A 16,298-nucleotide genomic window follows, 5' to 3' on the forward strand; every position below is an offset into this window, starting at 1 on the left:
TCGGCCTTCGACCTGTCGGCCTTCGACCTGTCGGCCTTCGACCTGTCGGCCTTCGACCTGTCGGCCTTCGACCTGTCGGCCTTCGACCTGTCGGTCGAGCCCTGTCGGTCTCGACCTGTCGGTCTCGGCCGCCTTAGTGGTGCCGCCTTGGTGGTGCCGCCTGGTGGTGCCGCCTGCCGTGGCGGCCGGGGCGACCGGGGCGACCGGGGCGACCGGGGCGACCGGGGCTACCGGGGCGACCGGGGCGACCGGGGCGACGTGGTCACGTGGACGGGCTGCGGCGAGCCAGGGGACCACGCACGCCGCCCGCCTCCCCACGAGGGGAGGCGGGCGGCATACGGGCTCGGGCGGTGGCGACCGTGGGAGACCGGGAGGCCGTCAGTCCGTCGTCATGCCCGTCTTGATGAGGTCCATGACCGAGCTGTCGGCGAGCGTCGTCACGTCCCCGACCTCACGGCCCTCCGCGACGTCGCGGAGCAGGCGGCGCATGATCTTGCCCGACCGCGTCTTGGGCAGCTCGCTGACGATCATGATCGAGCGCGGCTTCGCGATCGGCCCGATCTCCTTGGCCACGTGGTTGCGCAGCTCCTGGACGAGGTCCTTGCCCTCGCCCGGCTCGTCGGCCTCCTCGACGAACTCCTGACGCAGGATGACGAAGGCGCAGACGGCCTGGCCCGTCGTCTCGTCGTTGGCGCCGACCACCGCTGCCTCCGCGACCTTCGGGTGCGACACGAGCGCCGACTCGATCTCTGCCGTCGACAGGCGGTGGCCCGAGACGTTCATGACGTCGTCGACCCGGCCGAGCAGCCAGATGTTGCCCTGCGCGTCGTACTTCGCGCCGTCGCCGGCGAAGTAGTACTTCTCGCCGAACCGCGACCAGTACGTCTCCTTATAGCGCTCCGGGTCGCCCCAGATGCCGCGCAGCATCGACGGCCACGGCTTCGTCAGCACGAGGTAGCCGACCTGCTCGGGCGTCGTGAAGGGCTTGCCCTCGTCGTCGAGGATCTCGGCGCTGATGCCGGGGATCGGCTTCTGGGCCGAGCCCGGCTCGAGGGTCGTGACGCCCGGCAGCGGGCTGATCATGATCGCGCCGGTCTCGGTCTGCCACCACGTGTCGACGATCGGGGCGCGGCCGCCACCGATGTGCTTGTGGTACCAGAGCCAGGCCTCGGGGTTGATCGGCTCACCGACCGAACCGAGCAGGCGCAGCGAGCTCATGTCGAACTTCGCCGGGATGTCGGCGCCCCACTTCATGAACGTGCGCACGGCCGTCGGGGCGGTGTAGAGGATCGTCACCTTGTAGTCCTGCACGATCTCCCACCACCGGCCCTGGTGGGGGGTGTCGGGCGTGCCCTCGTACATCACCTGCGTGACCCCGTTGGTGAGAGGCCCGTAGACGATGTAGGAGTGCCCGGTGACCCAGCCGATGTCGGCGGTGCACCAGTAGACGTCGGTGTCGCGGTGCACGTCGTGCACGACGGCGTTCGTGTAGGCCGCCTGGGTCAGGTAGCCGCCGGTCGTGTGGAAGATGCCCTTCGGCTTACCGGTCGTGCCCGAGGTGTAGAGGATGAAGAGCGGGTGCTCGGCCTCGAACGCCTGCGCCTCGTGCGTCGGGGCGGCCTTCTCGAGCGCCTCGTGCCACCAGACGTCGCGGTCGTTCCACGCCGTGTCCTGGCCGGTGCGCCTGACGACGAGCACGTGCTCGACCGAGGTGTCGCCGTGGTCGAGCGCCGCGTCGACGGCCGGCTTGAGGGCCGATGGGGCTCCGCGGCGGAAGCCGCCGTCGGAGGTGATGACGACCTTGGCCTGCGCGTCGTCGATGCGCGAGTGCAGCGCCTCGGCCGAGAAACCGCCGAAGACGACCGAGTGCGGGGCGCCGAGGCGGGCGCAGGCGAGCATCGCGACCGCGGCCTCCGGGATCATCGGCAGGTAGATCGCGACCGTGTCGCCCTTGCCGACGCCGAGGTCGGCGAGCGCGTTGGCCGCGCGCTGGACCTCGGCGTGCAGGTCGGCATACGTGATGTCGCGAGTGTCGCCCTCGGGCTCGCCGACGAAGTGGATCGCGACCTTGTCGCCGCGTCCGGCCTCGACGTGGCGGTCGACGGCGTTGACGCAGGCGTTGAGCTCGCCGTCGGCGAACCACTTCGCGAACGGCGGGTTGCTCCAGTCGAGCGACTGCGTGAAGGGCGTGCTCCACGTCAGGTAGGTGCGGGCCTGCTCGGCCCAGAACCCCTCGTGGTCGGCCTCCGCCTGCTCGTAGAGATCAGCCGTGCCGTTCGCCTGCGCGGCGAAGTCGGGCAGGGGCGGGAAGGTCTGTCCCTCGTGGACGAGGTTCTCGAGCGGCTCTTCGCTCACGGTGTCACCCTTTCGCATCGACGGTGGTGCGGTCGCGCCAGCCGCGCACTCGGTGCCCGGGCAGACGTGGTTGGCACAACTCAAACGCAGGCTAGTTCGCGCATCAAGGGCGGAGTGAGGCGGGTCTCATCGCTACCGACGAGTAGCCCGTCGAGCGGTCCCGGGTCGGGGACGAGCGGTCGTCACTCCCAGCGTGTTCCGCCCTGCGCCGAGAGTGTTCCGTGCCTCTTCCGTGCGCGACGCGGGGTGTCGGCGTGTGGTGAGGCGTGTCGGGCCATCCGGTCGGAGCGCCCGTGACGAAGATGGGGTGTGACCGACCGGACGTATCGCCTCGTCATCCGCGCTGCCCTCGGACTCTTCGCGGGGCTGGGGCTGCGCATCGACGTGCGGGGCGCTGAGCACCTCCCGAGCCGGGGCGGCGCCGTGCTCGCCAGCAACCACGTGGGCTTCCTCGACTTCCTCTTCGTCGGGCTCGTGGGCCGGCAGCGCGGTCGTTTCGTGCGGTTCCTCGCCAAGGACGGCGTCTTCACCCCGCCCGTCGTCGGCCAGGCCATGCGCGCCATGGGGCACGTGCCCGTCGACCGCGCCCACGGAGAGGTCGCACTGCGGCACGCCGTGGCCCACGCCGGCGCCGGTGAGGTCGTCGGGCTCTTCCCGGAGGCCACGATCTCCCACTCGTGGGAGCTGCGCCCGTTCCGCCCCGGGGCCGCCGCCGTCGCGACGTGGTGCGCCGTGCCCCTCGTGCCGGTGGCCGTCTGGGGCAGCCAGCGGCTGCTCACCGTCGGCGGCCGCTTCAGCCTGCGTCGCGGCACCGCCGTGACGATCGTCGTCGGCGAGCCCCTGCATCCCGACGCCGACGACGACCCGTATGCCGTGACCGAGCAGCTGCGCGCGCGTGTCGACGCGTTGCTCGCCGAGGCTGTCGAGACCCATCCCGACCGGCCGCGCGACGACGCGGACCGGTGGTGGATGCCCGCGTCGCGTGGCGGCACCGCGCCCGGGCCGGAGGAGGGGCTGCGGCTCGACGAGCTGGGCATGCGCAAGGCCGACCAGGCGGCCGAGGCGCGAAACCGCCGCTCCCGCAAGCGCGCTCGTTCGCGTCGGTCACCCCTCGCCGGCCCCTCGGCTCAGTAGCTCATCCCCATCACCGCGCGCACCGTCGCGAGCGTCCGCTCGGCCACCTCGTTGGCCCGCGCGTTCCCCTCGTGGAGCACCGAGGTGACGTATGCCGGGTCGGCGGCGAGGTCTGCCCGGCGCGCCCGGTGCCCCTCCAGCGAGTCGTTGACCGCCTCGGTGACGACGCGCTTGAGTGCCTGGGCGCCGCCGTTGCCCACCTGCTCGGCCACGGCCTCCGGAGCCTCGCCGAGGAAGAGGCCGGCGATCGTCAGCAGGTTCGCCACCGCGGGACGGGCGTCGGGGTCGAAGGTGATCCGGCGCTCCGAGTCGGTCCGGGCCGCCCTGACCCGGGCCGCCGTCTCGTCCGCCGTGTCACGCAGGTTGATGACGTTGCCCTTGCTCTTGCTCATCTTCGTGCCGTCCGTCCCGAGCAGCAGCGGGACCTCGCTCAGCAGGGCCTCGGGCTCGGGAAACACGCCGTGCCCCGCGGCATACCTCGTGTTGAAGCGACGCGCGATGTCGCGAGTCAGCTCGAGGTGCGGCAGCTGGTCGCGACCGACCGGCACGATCCGGCTGTGGCAGAAGAGGATGTCGGCGGCCTGGTGCACCGGGTAGGTCAGCAGCAGCCCGGACAGCGGACGCCCGTCGGAGAGGGCGAGCTCGTCCTTGACCGTCGGGTTGCGGCGCAGCTCGGCGTCGGTGACGAGCGACAGGAACGGCAGCATCAGCTGGTTGAGGGCCGGGACCGCGCTGTGGGTGAAGATCGTCGTGCGGGCCGGGTCGATCCCGGCGGCGAGGTAGTCCAGCACCAGGCCGTGGACGTTGGTCCCCATCTCGCCCACGGAGTCACGGTCGGTGATCACCTGGTAGTCGGCGATGACGACGAAGGTCTCGACTCCCTTGTCCTGCAGTCGGACCCGATTGCGAAGACTGGCCAGGTAGTGACCGATGTGCAGCGGCCCCGTCGGCCGGTCGCCGGTCAGCATGCGGAAGCGCGCCGGGTCCTCGGCCGCGTGCCCGTCGATGAGCGCGTCGAGGACGGCGCTGCGGTCGCGGGCCACGGCATACGTCGTGCTCACGCCGTCGAGGACCGCCGGGGTCCCTGGGTCCTCGGGGGACGCGTCGGGAACGGCGGTGGTCGTCGCGCGAAGGGTGCTCGTGGTCATGGTCTCTCTCCTTGGGTGGGGGAGGCCCACGGGAGAGACCTGGCCGCACGTCCTTGTCGTCAGGACATACGCGAGGAGCCACCCGTGGGCGGCTCCGGATCTCGGGTTGGTTCGACGGGCCGCCTCAGCTGGGCAGCCACCACGCGCGGATCGGTGCGACGGTCGAACTCATGTCAGTGAGGGTACTCACGCCCTCCACGGCTGTCGATCCGTCGTCGGCGCACCGCGACGCTCCTACGCTGGCCCGGTGCCCGACGTGACTCCCGCCCAGACCGCCCTGCTCGACCAGCTCGTCGCCCTGACCGACCTGCCCGACGTGCGCGAGCGCGCCGACGCCGCCCGCGAGGCGTGCACCCGGCTGAGGTTCCACGAGGCGCTCCGCCGGCGCATCCCCGAGGCCGCCGCCGAGTCACGCGTCCGCGGCGCCCAGGCCAGCGCGGCCCTCGACGGCGCGGAGTTCCCCGTCGACGTCGTCCGCGAGCTGATGAGCGGCGCGCGCGACTGGCCCGAGGACCTCGACCCCGGCCTGCGCACCCTCAAGGGCGCCGTGGGCGCGACGGCCGAGAGCGAGCGCGTCGTCGCCCTCGTGCGCACCGCCCCGCTGCAGGCGCTGGCCCGGCTTCACGTCGCCGCCGCCTCGTCCGTCGTCAGTGGCGACGCGCTCGGACGACCGCGCACCGGCGACGAGGGCTGCACCGAGCTCGTCGACCTGGGACCGGCACCGGTCCCGACCGCCGTGGCCGCGCGGCTCGCCTCCCTGTCTGACGTCATCGTCGCCGCGGCCCGCAGCAACCGCGTCCCCGCGACGGTCGTCGCGGCGCTCGTCCACGCGGAGATCGCCGCCGTCCGGCCCTTCGTCCACGGCAACGGCCTCGTCGCCCGGGCCATGGAGCGCGCCCTCGTCCAGGCCCTCGGTCTCGACACCACCGGGGTGGCCGTGCCGGAAGCCGGCCACGTCGGCAACGGTGGGCCGGCGTACCTCGGGGCGCTCACGGCATACGCCAGTGGTGGCGCGGCCGGCGTCGGTCTCTGGCTCTCCCAGGCAGGGGAGGCGATGGTCCGGGGCGCGGCCGAGGGACAGCGGATCAGCGACGCGGTGCGGGCGGGACGCCTGGCCTGAGGCCTCACCTGAGTCCCCGCTGAACGGACTCGAGTGGCGATTCGTGCGGGATGTCCACGGGGGTGGACAGTTCTTCCCCGCGCCGGCCCTCGGGGTCTGTCGCCACGCCGGGGCCCTGGAGTAGAACGGTCTCAGGAACCACCATCGCCGAGAGGCGTAGATCCGGATCCACGCAGGACAGAAGTCTCGAGAAGAGGCCGAGTACCCACGCGAGAGCAGTTCCCTTGGAACAGTCCACCCCCGGGCGCACAACCGGGGCGACACGAACGAGAATGCACGCCTGGTAGCCCGGAACTTCTCTGGAGGCCCCCCGACCCACGGTCGGGGGGCCTCCGCCCTATATGCGAAGATCTCCTGTCGCGGGCCGGGATTTCACCGAATTTCCCGTGTCGTGACATAGCGCCAGAAATCCGCGCGTGTCGTGACATCTCGGTTTGCAATCCGGAGGTCGAGCGTCCACCATTGACAGCGGTGCTCCCCCCAGGGGTAGAGCACCAACGCGATCTGGCTCCTCCCCCCCGGCGCCAGTCTCGTGAGGTGGCCTTCGTCTTCCCCCGGACGAGGGCCACCACTCATTTCCGGGCCTTTCGGGTCGCTGGTGTGGGCGGCAGGGTGGGCGGCCGGCGTGGGCGGCCCGGTGGTCGGCCCGGCACCGTTGTCCACACCTCCCGGTCGGGGAGCCCGGCTGTCCACCGTCGGTCGTATGCCGGTGGGCGCGGCCTCGCGGGTGCGTGACGGTGGGCGCATGGGAAACGTCATCGCCTTCATGCCGGCCTCCGGTGGGGTCGGGTCCTCGACCCTCGCCGCCGCCGTGGCGGTCCGCGCGTGCGCTGCCGGCCGCACGGTCGTCGCGGTCGACCTCGACCCGCTCGCCGGCTGCCTCGACGTCGTCTTCGGCCTCGAGCAGGAGCCGGGCTGGCGGTGGCCCGAGCTCGCGGACGTCGCGGGCATCGTCGACGGCCTCGGGCTCGCCGACGAGCTGCCCGTCTCGTGCGGCGTGCCGGTGCTCTCCGGCCGCCGCGGCGCGGGCTGGGACGCGGCTCCCGGGCCCGCGAGGTCTGAGGGGTGGGCGGAGCCCCAGGGGGTCGGGGAGTGGCTCGCCACGGTGCCCGACGTCGTGGCCGGACTGGCGGACGCCCACGACCTGACCGTCCTGGACCTCCCTCGAGACCCCGCCGTGCTCGATGCCGTCGCCCTGCTCGTCGACGCCGTCGTCGTGGTGGCCGGCACCCAGGTGCCCCAGCTCGCCGTCGCCTCCGCCGTGGTGTCGGGTGGGCGGCGGCTCCTGCACCGGGTCCGCGACGCCGGGCGGCCGTGGGAGTCCGAGCCGCTGCTGCCCATCGAGCCCTGGGTGGTGCTGCGCGGCCAGCGGGTCGAGGCCGATCTCGAGGACCTCGTCATGGACGAGCTCGACGTGCCTCTCGTGGCCGCTCTGGGCGACGACCGCCGGCTCGTGGCGGAGGTGGCCGACGGGCTCCCGCCGGGTGCCCGGGGTCGCGGCGAGGTCGTGCGCACCGCCGACGAGCTGCTGCTCCGGCTCATCGACCAGTCCGTCGCGGCATGAGCGCCGAGCGGCAGGCCCGCGGGACCCTCACCCCGGCCGTGTGGCAGCGCGTCCGGGCCGGGGTCGGTCCCGACGGAGCGGCCGTCGGGGCCGTCGCGGAGCAGGAGCGCGGCGCGCTCGGGGCCGACCGTGTCGCCGAGACCCGGTCGGCGCTCGCGTCGCGGGTGCTGGGAGCCGGGCCCCTCGACCCGTGGCTCTGCGAGCCGGGCGTCACCGACGTGGCCGTCAACGGTGACGGTCGCATCTGGGTCGACCGCGGTCACGGCATGGAGCCGGTCGGGGTGCGGCTCGACGGCGACGACGCCAGGGGGCTGGCGGTCCGGCTGGCGGGCCTCGCCGGGCGCCGCTTCGACGAGGCCAGCCCCTGGGTGGACGGGCAGCTCCCGTCCGGCGCCCGGCTGCACGCCATGCTGCCGCCGCTCGTCGAGGGCGGGCCCCACATCACCATCCGCGTCCCGGCCGTCGAGCCCGTGCCGCTGGCGGAGCTGTGTGCGCGGCACATGGTGCCGCCGGAGTGGGAGCCCGTGCTGCGGGCGCTCGTGGCCCGGCGGCTCGCGTTCGTCGTCTCCGGCGGCACCGGCGCCGGCAAGACCACGCTCCTGGCCGCCCTCCTCGGGTGCAGCGACCCCGTCGAGCGGCTCCTTGTCGTCGAAGACGTCCGTGAGCTCACCGTCGACCACCCGCACCTCGTTCGGCTCGAGGCCAGGCCGGCCAACGTCGAAGGAGCCGGCGAGGTCACCCTGACGACGCTCGTGCGTCAGGCCCTGCGCATGCGTCCCGACCGCATCGTCGTCGGAGAGGTCCGCGGTGCCGAGGTGCGCGAGCTCCTAGCCGCCCTCAACACCGGGCACGAGGGAGGCTGCGGCACCGTGCACGCCAACGCACCGGCCGACGTCGTCGCCCGGTTCGAGGCGCTGGGAGCCCTGGCCGGTCTGGCTCCGGACGCCGTCCGGGCACAGCTGGCTGCGGCCATCGACGTCGTCGTCCACGTCACGCGGGAGCGCGGGCTGCGCCGGGTCGCCTCGGTGGCAGCGCTCTTCCGCCGCGACGGAGGCCCCTGCATCGTGCCGGCGCTCGAGTGGGACGGTCCGGGCCACCCGCCACGCTGTGCCGAGGGGTGGCCCGCCCTGGCGGCCCGTCTCGGGCTGGGCGTCGACCTGGGCGTCGACCTGGGACCGGATGCCTCATGAGCGCCGACACGGAGCATGCCGTGAGGGCGTCATGAGCGTCGGGGAGGTCATCGGGGCGGTGTTCGTCGGCGTCGCCGTGCTGCTGTGGCCCGGGCGGGCATCGGTGTGCTCGCCGATCGCCGGGCTGCGGCCTGGCGATGTCCTGAGCGAGGTCTCGACCGGTGTCCCACGCGGTCACGTGAGCGACGAGGTCCCGTCGACGACCGCTTCGGGTGCGCCCGCGAGCCTCTGGCGGCAGGACCCCGTCGACCTCTACCGACAGTGGAGGCTGAGACGTCGACCGGGAGACCTCGTCGACGACGTGCTCGACCTGCTGCGTGGCATCGGTCCGGCGCTCGCCGCGGGCCTGACCCCGGCGCGCGCCATCGAGCTGGCGGCGACCTCCACCCTCGGCGCCGCCCGCGTGGTGGAGGCCCGCGCATCGATGGCGGGGTCGAGCAGACGACGTCACGCCCACCACGAGAGCGGGCGCCGCCGCAGGCACGGCGGCCGCAGTTCGGGTGGGCGGCTCAGGGGCACGCCACCCCCGGGGACCACGGAGAGCGAACGCGGCGGGTTGGTCGCAGCGTCCTCTTTGCCGCGGGCCGACATCGACCGGCTCGTCGGCGCCCTGATCGAGGCGAGCGACCTCGCCGAGCCGACCTCGTCGGTCTGGGCCGCGTGGGCCGAGCGCAGCGCCACTGCGGAGCTCTCACTCGTCGCGGCGGCGTGGCGGCTCTCGGAGACCACCGGGGCGCCACTGGCATCGGCGGTCGACCGGGCCGTCCGGGGACTGCTCGACGCCCGCTCCCGGCGGGGCAAGGTCGCCGTGGCCGTCGCGGGGCCGCGCGCCACGGTCACGGTGCTGACCCTGCTCCCGCTCACCGGTCCGTTGTTCGGGCTCGCGTGCGGCATCGATCCGGCATCTCTCTACCTCGCCTCGCCCATCGCCACGGCCTGCGCCGTGCTCGGCCTGCTCCTGGTGTGGGTGGGTCGGGCCTGGTGCACCCGGATGGTCCGGAAGGCGGTTCGGCCATGAGGCCCGCCGTCGCGGCGGACCGGGTGTCGTGCATCCGGATGGTCCGGAAGGCGGTTCGGCCGTGAGTCCGCTCGCCTCGTTCGGGGCCGTGCTGGGTGTCAACCTCCCAGCCGTCGTGGCTGCGGCGCTGGCCGCAGCCGCCGTGCTCGTCCTCCTCGGCGGGCCGCGCCACTCGAGGCGTGCTGCAGCCGGCGCGACGGCTCGCGGCGGGAAGGACCGAGAGGCCGGCAGGTTCCGCCGCGCTCGAGGGCCTGGGCTCGCTCCGACCGAGACCGGTGACGCAGAGGTCTCCTCGGCGCTCGCGCTGCTGGCACTGGCCTACCGTTCGGGGCTGCCCACCTGGGACGTCCTCGAAGCCGTCGCGTCCGGGCTGACCGGGCCGGCGGCCGGCGACCTTCGGCAGGTGGCCACTGCGCTGCGATGGGGCGCGGGGGAAGCCGAGGCGTGGTCGTCGGTCGGACGTGCCTGGGCACCTGCTGCGCGGGCCATCGCCATCGCCCACCAGGCGGGAGTGCCGCCGGGCGCGATGCTGCTCGCGGCGTCCGACGACCTGCGCGCGTCCGAGCTCGAGCGGCTCGAGGTCTCGGCGGCCAAGGTCGGCGTGCGTCTCGTGGCGCCATTGGGCCTCGTGCTCCTTCCGGCCTTCTGCCTCACGACCGTGGCCCCGCTCGTCATCGCCCTGGCCGGTGACCTCATGAGCGGCTGACCTCCGCGCCGCGTTCCCCTCTGGGCGACACGTGCCTCAGCGACCACGACACCTGCCTCAGCGGCCACCTCAGCGACCGCGACATCCGCACGACCTCCACGACCAGGACCCACATCGTTCCGGGCGCTCCGGCCCGGGCAAGGAGAAGGAGAAGCCCATGACCCACCGTCTGACCCACCGACTGACCCGACGGTTCACCGGTGTGAGGACCGCCCGGCCGGCGCGTGACGCCGGCATGACGACTGCGGAGTACGCCGTCGGCATCATGGCGGCCTGCACGTTCGCGCTCGTGCTGCTCGGCGTCGTCAAGTCCGACGCGGTGCGCAGCGCACTGGCGGGGATCGTGCAGAGCGCCTTGGGGATCGCGGGGTGATGCCTCGGTGCGCTCGTCCCTCACCGGCGCGCGAGCGCGGGATGGTGACGGCGGAGCTCGCCGTCGCCATCCCGTCGGTCGTGCTCGTGCTGGCCCTCTGCCTCGGCGCCGCGCGGGCCGCGGTCGACCAGATCCGGTGCATCGACGCCGCGCGCGTCGCGAGCAGGGCTGCGGCCCGTGGTGACGACCCGGCCCGCGTCCGGGCGCTCGCCGCGGCATCTGCACCGGCGGGGGCGACTGTTCAGGTCTCGGGGGTCGCAGGCGGCGGGGTGCGTGTCACCGTCTCGGTGCGCACCGGCGGGTCGGGTGCTCTTCCGGGGTGGGACCTCAGTGCCTCCGCGGTCACCCCCGTTGAGACGACCTCGTGACGCGGGGAGCACGGCATCCGCGCGAGCGGGGCGCGGCCAGCGTGCTGGTGCTCTCCCTCGTGGGGGTCGTGCTGGCCCTCACGGTCGGTGCGCTCGTCGTCGCGTCCGCGGTCGTCGCCAGCCAGCAGGCCCGCTTGGCCGCCGACCTCGCGTCGCTGGCGGGGGCGTCGGCGATCCAGGAGGGGGTGGCACCCGCAGGAGCCTGCGCACGAGCCGTGGCCGTGGCTCAGGCGAACAGGGCTGCGACACAGAGCTGTTCGTCAGACGGGGTGGTCGTGGAGATGCGCGTCTCGGTGCCTGCCGGACTGTGGCCCGACCCTGCGGTCGCGCGCGCGAGGGCCGGTCCGGAGCGATGACGCGGCTCGTCACCGGTGACTCTCGTGCGGTTGTCCAGCCATCCGCCGTGCAGCGCCCGAGTCCGGCAGTCGTGGCAACGAGCAGGTCGCTGCCTCCGACTCCAGCGGAGCCGCGCGACCGGCCGTGCTCAGCGGTTGCGCCAGGCGTCCGGTGCCGAGAGCAGCTGACGCACCCGGTCGGGGAGGTCTCCGGTGCGCAGGTCCTCGATCGACGTCTCGTCGAGCACCTCGCGCAGGCTCGCGCGCACCGCGACCCACAGGCTGGGCAGGTGCGTGGCGACGCCTTGGTACTCCGTCTCGTGCGGCCGCAGTCCGCGCACCTCGGCGAGCGGCCCGTCGACGGACCGGAAGATGTCTCCCACGCTGATCTCGCCGCGCGGGCGACCGAGGACGTAGCCGCCGCGCGCGCCTCGACGGCTGAGCACGAGGTCGCTGCGACGCAGGTCCGCGAAGATGGCCTCGAGGAACTTGCGCGGCAGCTCCTGACGGGTCGCCAGGGTGTCCACGCTGATGGGGCCCGAGCCCTCCGCGTCCGCCTCGGCGAGGATGAGCATCGCGCGGACCGCGTAGTCGACTCGTGCCGAGATGTCCACGCGTGCAGTCTGCCGCACCCGACGGTCCGCCAGCACCACCCCGGTGCGGGCGCGACCCGAGCTGGCGCGACTCGAGCTGGCGCGACTCGAGCCGGCGGCCCGAGTTGGCGCGAGACCGCCTCCGCGATGACGGACGCGAGTCGGCGACGGGGTGTGCGGCACGGGACCATGGGCGGAATGGTGGGCGGAATGGTGGGCGGACGGTGGGCGGGGCGGTGGGCGCGTGACAGCCGGCAGGTCGTTGACCGCACGTCGGCGGTGGCATGACTGGCGCGGCATGACTGAGGCGACATGACTGAGGCGGCGAGGTGTCGTCCCCTCGCCGCCTCAGTTCACTCGGGTTCCTGCTCGAGCCCTCGCCCGGCGGTCCCGAGCCTCTCACCTGCGCCGCGTGGCGGCGAAGGAAGCGTCACGGCATACGTTAGGCCGTCGTTCGTGCGAGCGGGAGGGCTGTCCAACCTCGGCTCCCGCGCTGGACGCGTGGTCTCAGATGGCGAGGGCCGGGTCGTGCTCGACGACGCTCGAGCGCGCCACGGCCCGTGCGTGGACGGTCTCGCCCTCGTGCAGCTGCAGCTCGGCGGCGTCGCGCCGGGTGATCTGCGCCGCGAACCTCTCGCCCGAGTCGGCACGCAGGTCGACCCGCACCTCGAAGCCGAGCGGCACGACGCGCTCGACGACCGCGTCGATGACACCGGGGGAGTCGGCGACCTTGGCGTCCAGCGCCAGGGCCGTCGCGCGGTCGCGCTCGAGCACGATGTCGTGCGGCCGCACGAGCTGCCCGCCGAGCTGGGCGACCGACCCGAGGAAGCCCATGACGAAGTCGTTGGCCGGCCGCTCGTAGAGCGTCACCGGGTCACCGACCTGCTCGATGCGGCCCTTGTTGAGCACGGCGATCCGGTCGGCGACGTCGAGCGCCTCCTCCTGGTCGTGCGTCACGAGCACCGTGGTCACGTGCACCTCGTCGTGCAACCTCCGCAGCCACTGGCGCAGGTCGGTGCGCACCTTGGCGTCGAGGGCGCCGAACGGCTCGTCGAGGAGCAGCACCTGCGGGTCGACGGCGAGCGCACGGGCGAGGGCCATCCGCTGGCGCTGCCCACCGGACAGCTGCGCCGGGTAGCGGTGCTGGAAGCCCTCGAGCCCGACGATCTCGAGGAGCTCGTCGACCTTCCTGGCCGTCTCGGCCTTGGGGCGCTTGCGGATCGTCAGACCGAAGGCGACGTTGTCGCGGACCGTCATGTGCTTGAAGGCGGCGTAGTGCTGGAAGACGAAGCCGATGCCGCGGCGCTGGGGCGGCTCCGACGTGACGTCGCGGCCTTGGATGGTGACGGTGCCCGAGTCGAGGCTCTCGAGCCCGGCGATGGAGCGCAGCAGCGTCGACTTGCCGGAGCCGCTCGGACCGAGCAGCGCGGTCAACGAGCCGCTCGGGATGTCGAGGCTGACGTCGTCGAGGGCGGCGAACGAGCCGTAGTTCTTCCGGGCGCTGGTCACGGTGATCATCGGTCGCTCCTCTTGCGGTCGAGCACGGTCATGAGCAGCAGCACGACGAGCGCGATGCCCATGAGGAGGGTGGCGGCGGCATACGCGCCGTAGGTGTTGTGGTCGTCGATGTAGCGCGAGTGCACGAGCAGCGTCAGGGTCTGCGAGACCCCCGGGAAGCCGGAGCTGACCATGATGACGGCCCCGAACTCTCCGAGTGCCCGCGCGACCGTCAGGACGATGCCGTAGGTCAGCCCCCACCGGATCGCGGGCAGCGTGATGCGCCAGAAGGTCTGCCAGCCGTCGGCCCCGAGCGTCGAGGCGGCCTGCTCCTGCTCGGTGCCGATCTCGTGGAGCACCGGCTCCACCTCACGGACGACGAACGGCAGGGTCACGAAGATCGTCGCGAGCACCATGCCGGGGATGCCGAAGATGACCTGGAAGCCGGCCCGGTCGAGGGCCCCGAACCATCCGCCCGCCCCCCACAGCATGATGAGGGCGACGCCGACGACGATGGGTGACACGGCGAACGGCAGGTCGACGACAGCCTGCAGCAGCCCACGGCCACGGAATCGACCGCGCACCAACGCGATCGCCGTCGCGACCCCGAAGACGACGTTGATCGGGACGGTGATCGCCACGATGAGCAGCGACAGGTTGAGGGCAGACCTGGCCGCCGGCGTCGAGATCGACGCGACGAACTCGGACAGCCCCGGCTCGAAGGTGCGCCAGAGGATGACGCCGATCGGGACGGCGAGCAGGACGAAGAGGTAGCCGAGCGCCACGACGCGCAGCGACAGGCGCGTGCCACGGGAGACCTTCATGCGTCACGCTCCTCGCGGCGCTGGGTGCGGCTGGACACGACCCGGAGCACGAACAGCGTGAGGAAGGCGATGGCGAGGAGCGCCACCGAGACGGCGGCGGCGGCCTGCGGCCGGTCGATCTCGATCTGCTGCTGGATGTACTGCGACGCCACCTGCGTGTCGCGCGGGATGTTGCCGCCGATGAGCACGACGGAGCCGTACTCGCCGATGGCGCGGGCGAAGGCGAGGCCGGTGCCGCTGAGGATCGCGGGCCCCAGCGTCGGCAGCACGATCCGGCGGAACGTCGTCCACCCGGAGGCGCCGAGCGAGGCGGCGGCCTCCTCGACCTCGCGGTCGGCCTCGATGAGGACGGGCTGGACCGACCGGACGACGAACGGCAGCGTCACGAAGAGCAGGGCGACGACGAGACCCCACCGGGTCGCGTTGAGCTCGACGCCGATGGGGCTGTTGGGTCCGTAGAGGGCGAGGAGCACGATGCTCGCGACGATCGTCGGCAGCGCGAAGGGCAGATCGATGACGGCGTTGACGAGGCGCTTGCCCCGGAACTCGTCGCGGACGAGCACCCACGCGACGAGCGTCCCGAGGACCGCGTTGACGAGGGCGACGATCGCCGAGACGAGGACGGTGACCCACAGCGCCGCCAGCGCGGTCGGGGCCGTCACCGCGTCCCAGAAGCCGGCGAGTCCGTCGCCGAAGGCGGCGACCGTCAGCGCCGCCAACGGCAGCAGCACGATGACGCTGAGCCACAGGGTGACGACACCGACGCCGAGGGGACGGCGGAGGCCGCCCAGCCCGGCCCCGGATCCACGTGGTCGACCGGATCCCGCGGCTGAACCGGCTCGGCCGGCCGCCGGTGGGCCGGCACCGTCCGGGCGCGGGGCGTCGGCGTCAGGTCGTGTGCCGTCCGTCGGCGTCGGGTCCGGACGCGGCGGCAGGGGCGCTGCGTCCGTCCCCGGACGCAGGCCCCCGCGCTGCTCGTCGGTGTGGGCCGTCACTGCGTCGCCTGGTCGTAGATCTTGGCGATGTCACCGACGTCCTTCTTGAAGAGCGTGCTGTCCACGGTCTTCCAGCCGCCGAGGTCGGCGATGGTCCAGAGCTTCGTCGGGTTGGGGAACTTCGAGGCGAACTCCTGGGCGACCGTGGGGTCGACCGGGCGGAAGCCGGCCTCGGCCAGCAGCTTCTGGGCCTCGGGCGTGTAGAGGTAGTTGTCGAACGCCGTTGCGGTCGCCAGGTTCTTGCTGCCCTTGAGCACGGCGGCCGGGTTCTCGATCTTGAAGGTCGTGGGCGGCGTCACGTGCTCGACGGGGTCGCCGCTCTTCTCGACGAAGAGGGCCTCGTTCTCGTAGCTGAGGAGGGCGTCGCCGCTGCCCTGGAGGAAGGTCTCGGTGGCCTCGCGGCCCGACTTGGGCTGGACCTTGACGTGGTCCTTGACGAGCGCGGAGATGTAGGCGAGGCCGGCGGCCTTGTCGGCGCCACCGTTGCTCTTGGCGGCGTACGGGGCGAGGAGGTTCCACTTGGCCGAGCCGGACGAGAACGGGTTGGGCGTGACGACCTCGATGCCGGGCTTGAGCAGGTCGTCCCAGTCCTTGATGCCCTTGGGGTTGCCCTTGCGCACGACGATCGTGACGACCGAGCCGAAGGGAATGCCCTTGTGCGCGTTGGCATTCCAGTTGGGGTCGACGAGTCCCGCGTCGACAAGCCGGGTGATGTCGGGCTCGACGGAGAAGTTGACGAAGTCGGCCTCGGCGCCCGCGGCGACCTTGCGGCTCTGGTCGCCGGAGGCGCCGTAGCTCTGCTGGAACTGCACGCCCTTGCCGGCTGCCGTCTTCTGGAAGGCGGGGATGACGACGTCGAAGCCGACCTTGGGGACGGCATACGCGTAGAGGTTGATGGTGCTCGTCGTGGCGCCGCCCGCAGCAGCGGTCCCGGCGGCCGCGACGCTGTCGCTGGCCCCCCCGCCGGCGCACGCCGTCAGGCCCAGGGTCGCGGTGACGGCGATGGTGGCGAGGGCGCTGGAGGCGAGGGTCGGGCGGCGCATGGACGGGCTCCTGAGGGTGTCGGCGGATCGGTGCT

Annotated in this window: 16 protein-coding genes; 9 read left to right on the top strand and 7 right to left on the bottom strand. The window is 72.9% G+C overall.

The window, feature by feature from the left end:
- Window positions 1–378: 378 nt before the first annotated feature.
- Window positions 379–2,373 carry an acetate--CoA ligase gene (acs, locus tag TAE01_RS15670; RefSeq protein ID WP_147067752.1) on the bottom strand — a complete coding sequence of 665 codons (1,995 nt, stop codon included), beginning with the start codon at window positions 2,371–2,373 and terminating at the stop codon, window positions 379–381.
- A gap of 291 nt (window positions 2,374–2,664) precedes the next feature.
- On the opposite strand from acs, the gene TAE01_RS15675 reads away from it, so the two are divergent.
- On the top strand, window positions 2,665–3,489 hold the full coding sequence (locus tag TAE01_RS15675) for a lysophospholipid acyltransferase family protein (RefSeq protein WP_147067753.1): 825 nt from the start codon (window positions 2,665–2,667) through the stop codon (window positions 3,487–3,489).
- Here TAE01_RS15675 and trpS read toward each other — a convergent pair.
- Entirely contained in the window at window positions 3,483–4,637 is a 1,155-nt protein-coding gene (gene trpS, locus TAE01_RS15680) for a tryptophan--tRNA ligase (RefSeq protein WP_147067754.1), read from the bottom strand. The genes TAE01_RS15675 and trpS overlap by 7 nt on opposite strands.
- A gap of 247 nt (window positions 4,638–4,884) precedes the next feature.
- Between trpS and TAE01_RS15685 the strand changes: the two genes are divergently transcribed.
- From TAE01_RS15685 to TAE01_RS15715, 8 genes are all read left to right on the top strand, one after another.
- Entirely contained in the window at window positions 4,885–5,757 is an 873-nt protein-coding gene (locus tag TAE01_RS15685; protein ID WP_147067755.1) for a Fic family protein, read from the top strand.
- A gap of 745 nt (window positions 5,758–6,502) precedes the next feature.
- A complete protein-coding gene (locus tag TAE01_RS15690) occupies window positions 6,503–7,321 on the top strand; it encodes a CpaE-like family protein (protein WP_147067756.1) in 819 nt (272 codons plus the stop codon).
- Entirely contained in the window at window positions 7,318–8,511 is a 1,194-nt protein-coding gene (locus TAE01_RS15695; RefSeq protein ID WP_147067757.1) for a TadA family conjugal transfer-associated ATPase, read from the top strand. Before TAE01_RS15690 ends, TAE01_RS15695 begins: the two co-directional genes overlap by 4 nt.
- Window positions 8,512–8,542: 31 nt before the next feature.
- Entirely contained in the window at window positions 8,543–9,529 is a 987-nt protein-coding gene (locus tag TAE01_RS20585) for a type II secretion system F family protein (protein ID WP_186815238.1), read from the top strand.
- Window positions 9,530–9,590: 61 nt separating this feature from the next.
- On the top strand, window positions 9,591–10,235 hold the full coding sequence (locus TAE01_RS15700; RefSeq protein ID WP_186815239.1) for a type II secretion system F family protein: 645 nt from the start codon (window positions 9,591–9,593) through the stop codon (window positions 10,233–10,235).
- A 157-nt stretch (window positions 10,236–10,392) separates the two neighbouring features.
- A complete protein-coding gene (locus TAE01_RS15705) occupies window positions 10,393–10,608 on the top strand; it encodes a DUF4244 domain-containing protein (protein ID WP_147067759.1) in 216 nt (71 codons plus the stop codon).
- Between the two features lie 41 nt (window positions 10,609–10,649).
- Entirely contained in the window at window positions 10,650–10,976 is a 327-nt protein-coding gene (locus TAE01_RS15710; protein ID WP_147067760.1) for a TadE family type IV pilus minor pilin, read from the top strand.
- Window positions 10,973–11,332: an Rv3654c family TadE-like protein gene (locus TAE01_RS15715; RefSeq protein WP_147067761.1), complete on the top strand. Its 360-nt coding sequence runs from the start codon at window positions 10,973–10,975 to the stop codon at window positions 11,330–11,332. Before TAE01_RS15710 ends, TAE01_RS15715 begins: the two co-directional genes overlap by 4 nt.
- Window positions 11,333–11,460: 128 nt before the next feature.
- Here TAE01_RS15715 and TAE01_RS15720 read toward each other — a convergent pair whose 3' ends face one another.
- The 5 genes from TAE01_RS15720 to TAE01_RS15740 all read right to left on the bottom strand — a co-directional run bounded on the left by TAE01_RS15720 (window position 11,461) and on the right by TAE01_RS15740 (window position 16,263).
- Window positions 11,461–11,925, bottom strand: a complete 465-nt coding sequence (locus tag TAE01_RS15720; protein WP_147067762.1) for an RrF2 family transcriptional regulator — start codon at window positions 11,923–11,925, stop codon at window positions 11,461–11,463.
- A 486-nt stretch (window positions 11,926–12,411) separates the two neighbouring features.
- Window positions 12,412–13,422, bottom strand: a complete 1,011-nt coding sequence (locus TAE01_RS15725) for a sulfate/molybdate ABC transporter ATP-binding protein (RefSeq protein ID WP_147067763.1) — start codon at window positions 13,420–13,422, stop codon at window positions 12,412–12,414.
- A complete protein-coding gene (gene cysW / locus TAE01_RS15730; RefSeq protein WP_147067764.1) occupies window positions 13,419–14,225 on the bottom strand; it encodes a sulfate ABC transporter permease subunit CysW in 807 nt (268 codons plus the stop codon). The genes TAE01_RS15725 and cysW overlap by 4 nt, the downstream gene beginning before the upstream one ends.
- Window positions 14,222–15,220, bottom strand: coding sequence for a sulfate ABC transporter permease subunit CysT (cysT, locus tag TAE01_RS15735; RefSeq protein ID WP_246111390.1), 999 nt, complete (start codon window positions 15,218–15,220; stop codon window positions 14,222–14,224). Before cysT ends, cysW begins: the two co-directional genes overlap by 4 nt.
- Window positions 15,217–16,263 (bottom strand): sulfate ABC transporter substrate-binding protein, encoded by a 1,047-nt coding sequence (locus tag TAE01_RS15740; protein ID WP_222594152.1) that lies wholly within the window; start codon window positions 16,261–16,263, stop codon window positions 15,217–15,219. The genes cysT and TAE01_RS15740 overlap by 4 nt, the downstream gene beginning before the upstream one ends.
- Window positions 16,264–16,298: the final 35 nt, after the last annotated feature.

The sequence above is a fragment of the Terrabacter aerolatus genome, assembly GCF_007991735.1.
GTDB classification, from domain to species: Bacteria; Actinomycetota; Actinomycetes; order Actinomycetales; family Dermatophilaceae; genus Terrabacter; species Terrabacter aerolatus.

Coding starts and splice junctions, on each gene's coding strand:
- TAE01_RS15695 (WP_147067757.1), top strand. CDS start 7,318: ATGAGCGCCGAGCGGCAGGCCCGCGGGACCCTCACCCCGGCCGTGTGG.
- trpS (WP_147067754.1), bottom strand. CDS start 4,637: ATGACCACGAGCACCCTTCGCGCGACGACCACCGCCGTTCCCGACGCG.
- TAE01_RS20585 (WP_186815238.1), top strand. CDS start 8,543: ATGAGCGTCGGGGAGGTCATCGGGGCGGTGTTCGTCGGCGTCGCCGTG.
- TAE01_RS15690 (WP_147067756.1), top strand. CDS start 6,503: ATGGGAAACGTCATCGCCTTCATGCCGGCCTCCGGTGGGGTCGGGTCC.
- cysW (WP_147067764.1), bottom strand. CDS start 14,225: ATGAAGGTCTCCCGTGGCACGCGCCTGTCGCTGCGCGTCGTGGCGCTC.
- acs (WP_147067752.1), bottom strand. CDS start 2,373: ATGCGAAAGGGTGACACCGTGAGCGAAGAGCCGCTCGAGAACCTCGTC.
- TAE01_RS15725 (WP_147067763.1), bottom strand. CDS start 13,422: ATGATCACCGTGACCAGCGCCCGGAAGAACTACGGCTCGTTCGCCGCC.
- TAE01_RS15705 (WP_147067759.1), top strand. CDS start 10,393: ATGACCCACCGTCTGACCCACCGACTGACCCGACGGTTCACCGGTGTG.
- TAE01_RS15710 (WP_147067760.1), top strand. CDS start 10,650: ATGGTGACGGCGGAGCTCGCCGTCGCCATCCCGTCGGTCGTGCTCGTG.
- TAE01_RS15740 (WP_222594152.1), bottom strand. CDS start 16,263: ATGCGCCGCCCGACCCTCGCCTCCAGCGCCCTCGCCACCATCGCCGTC.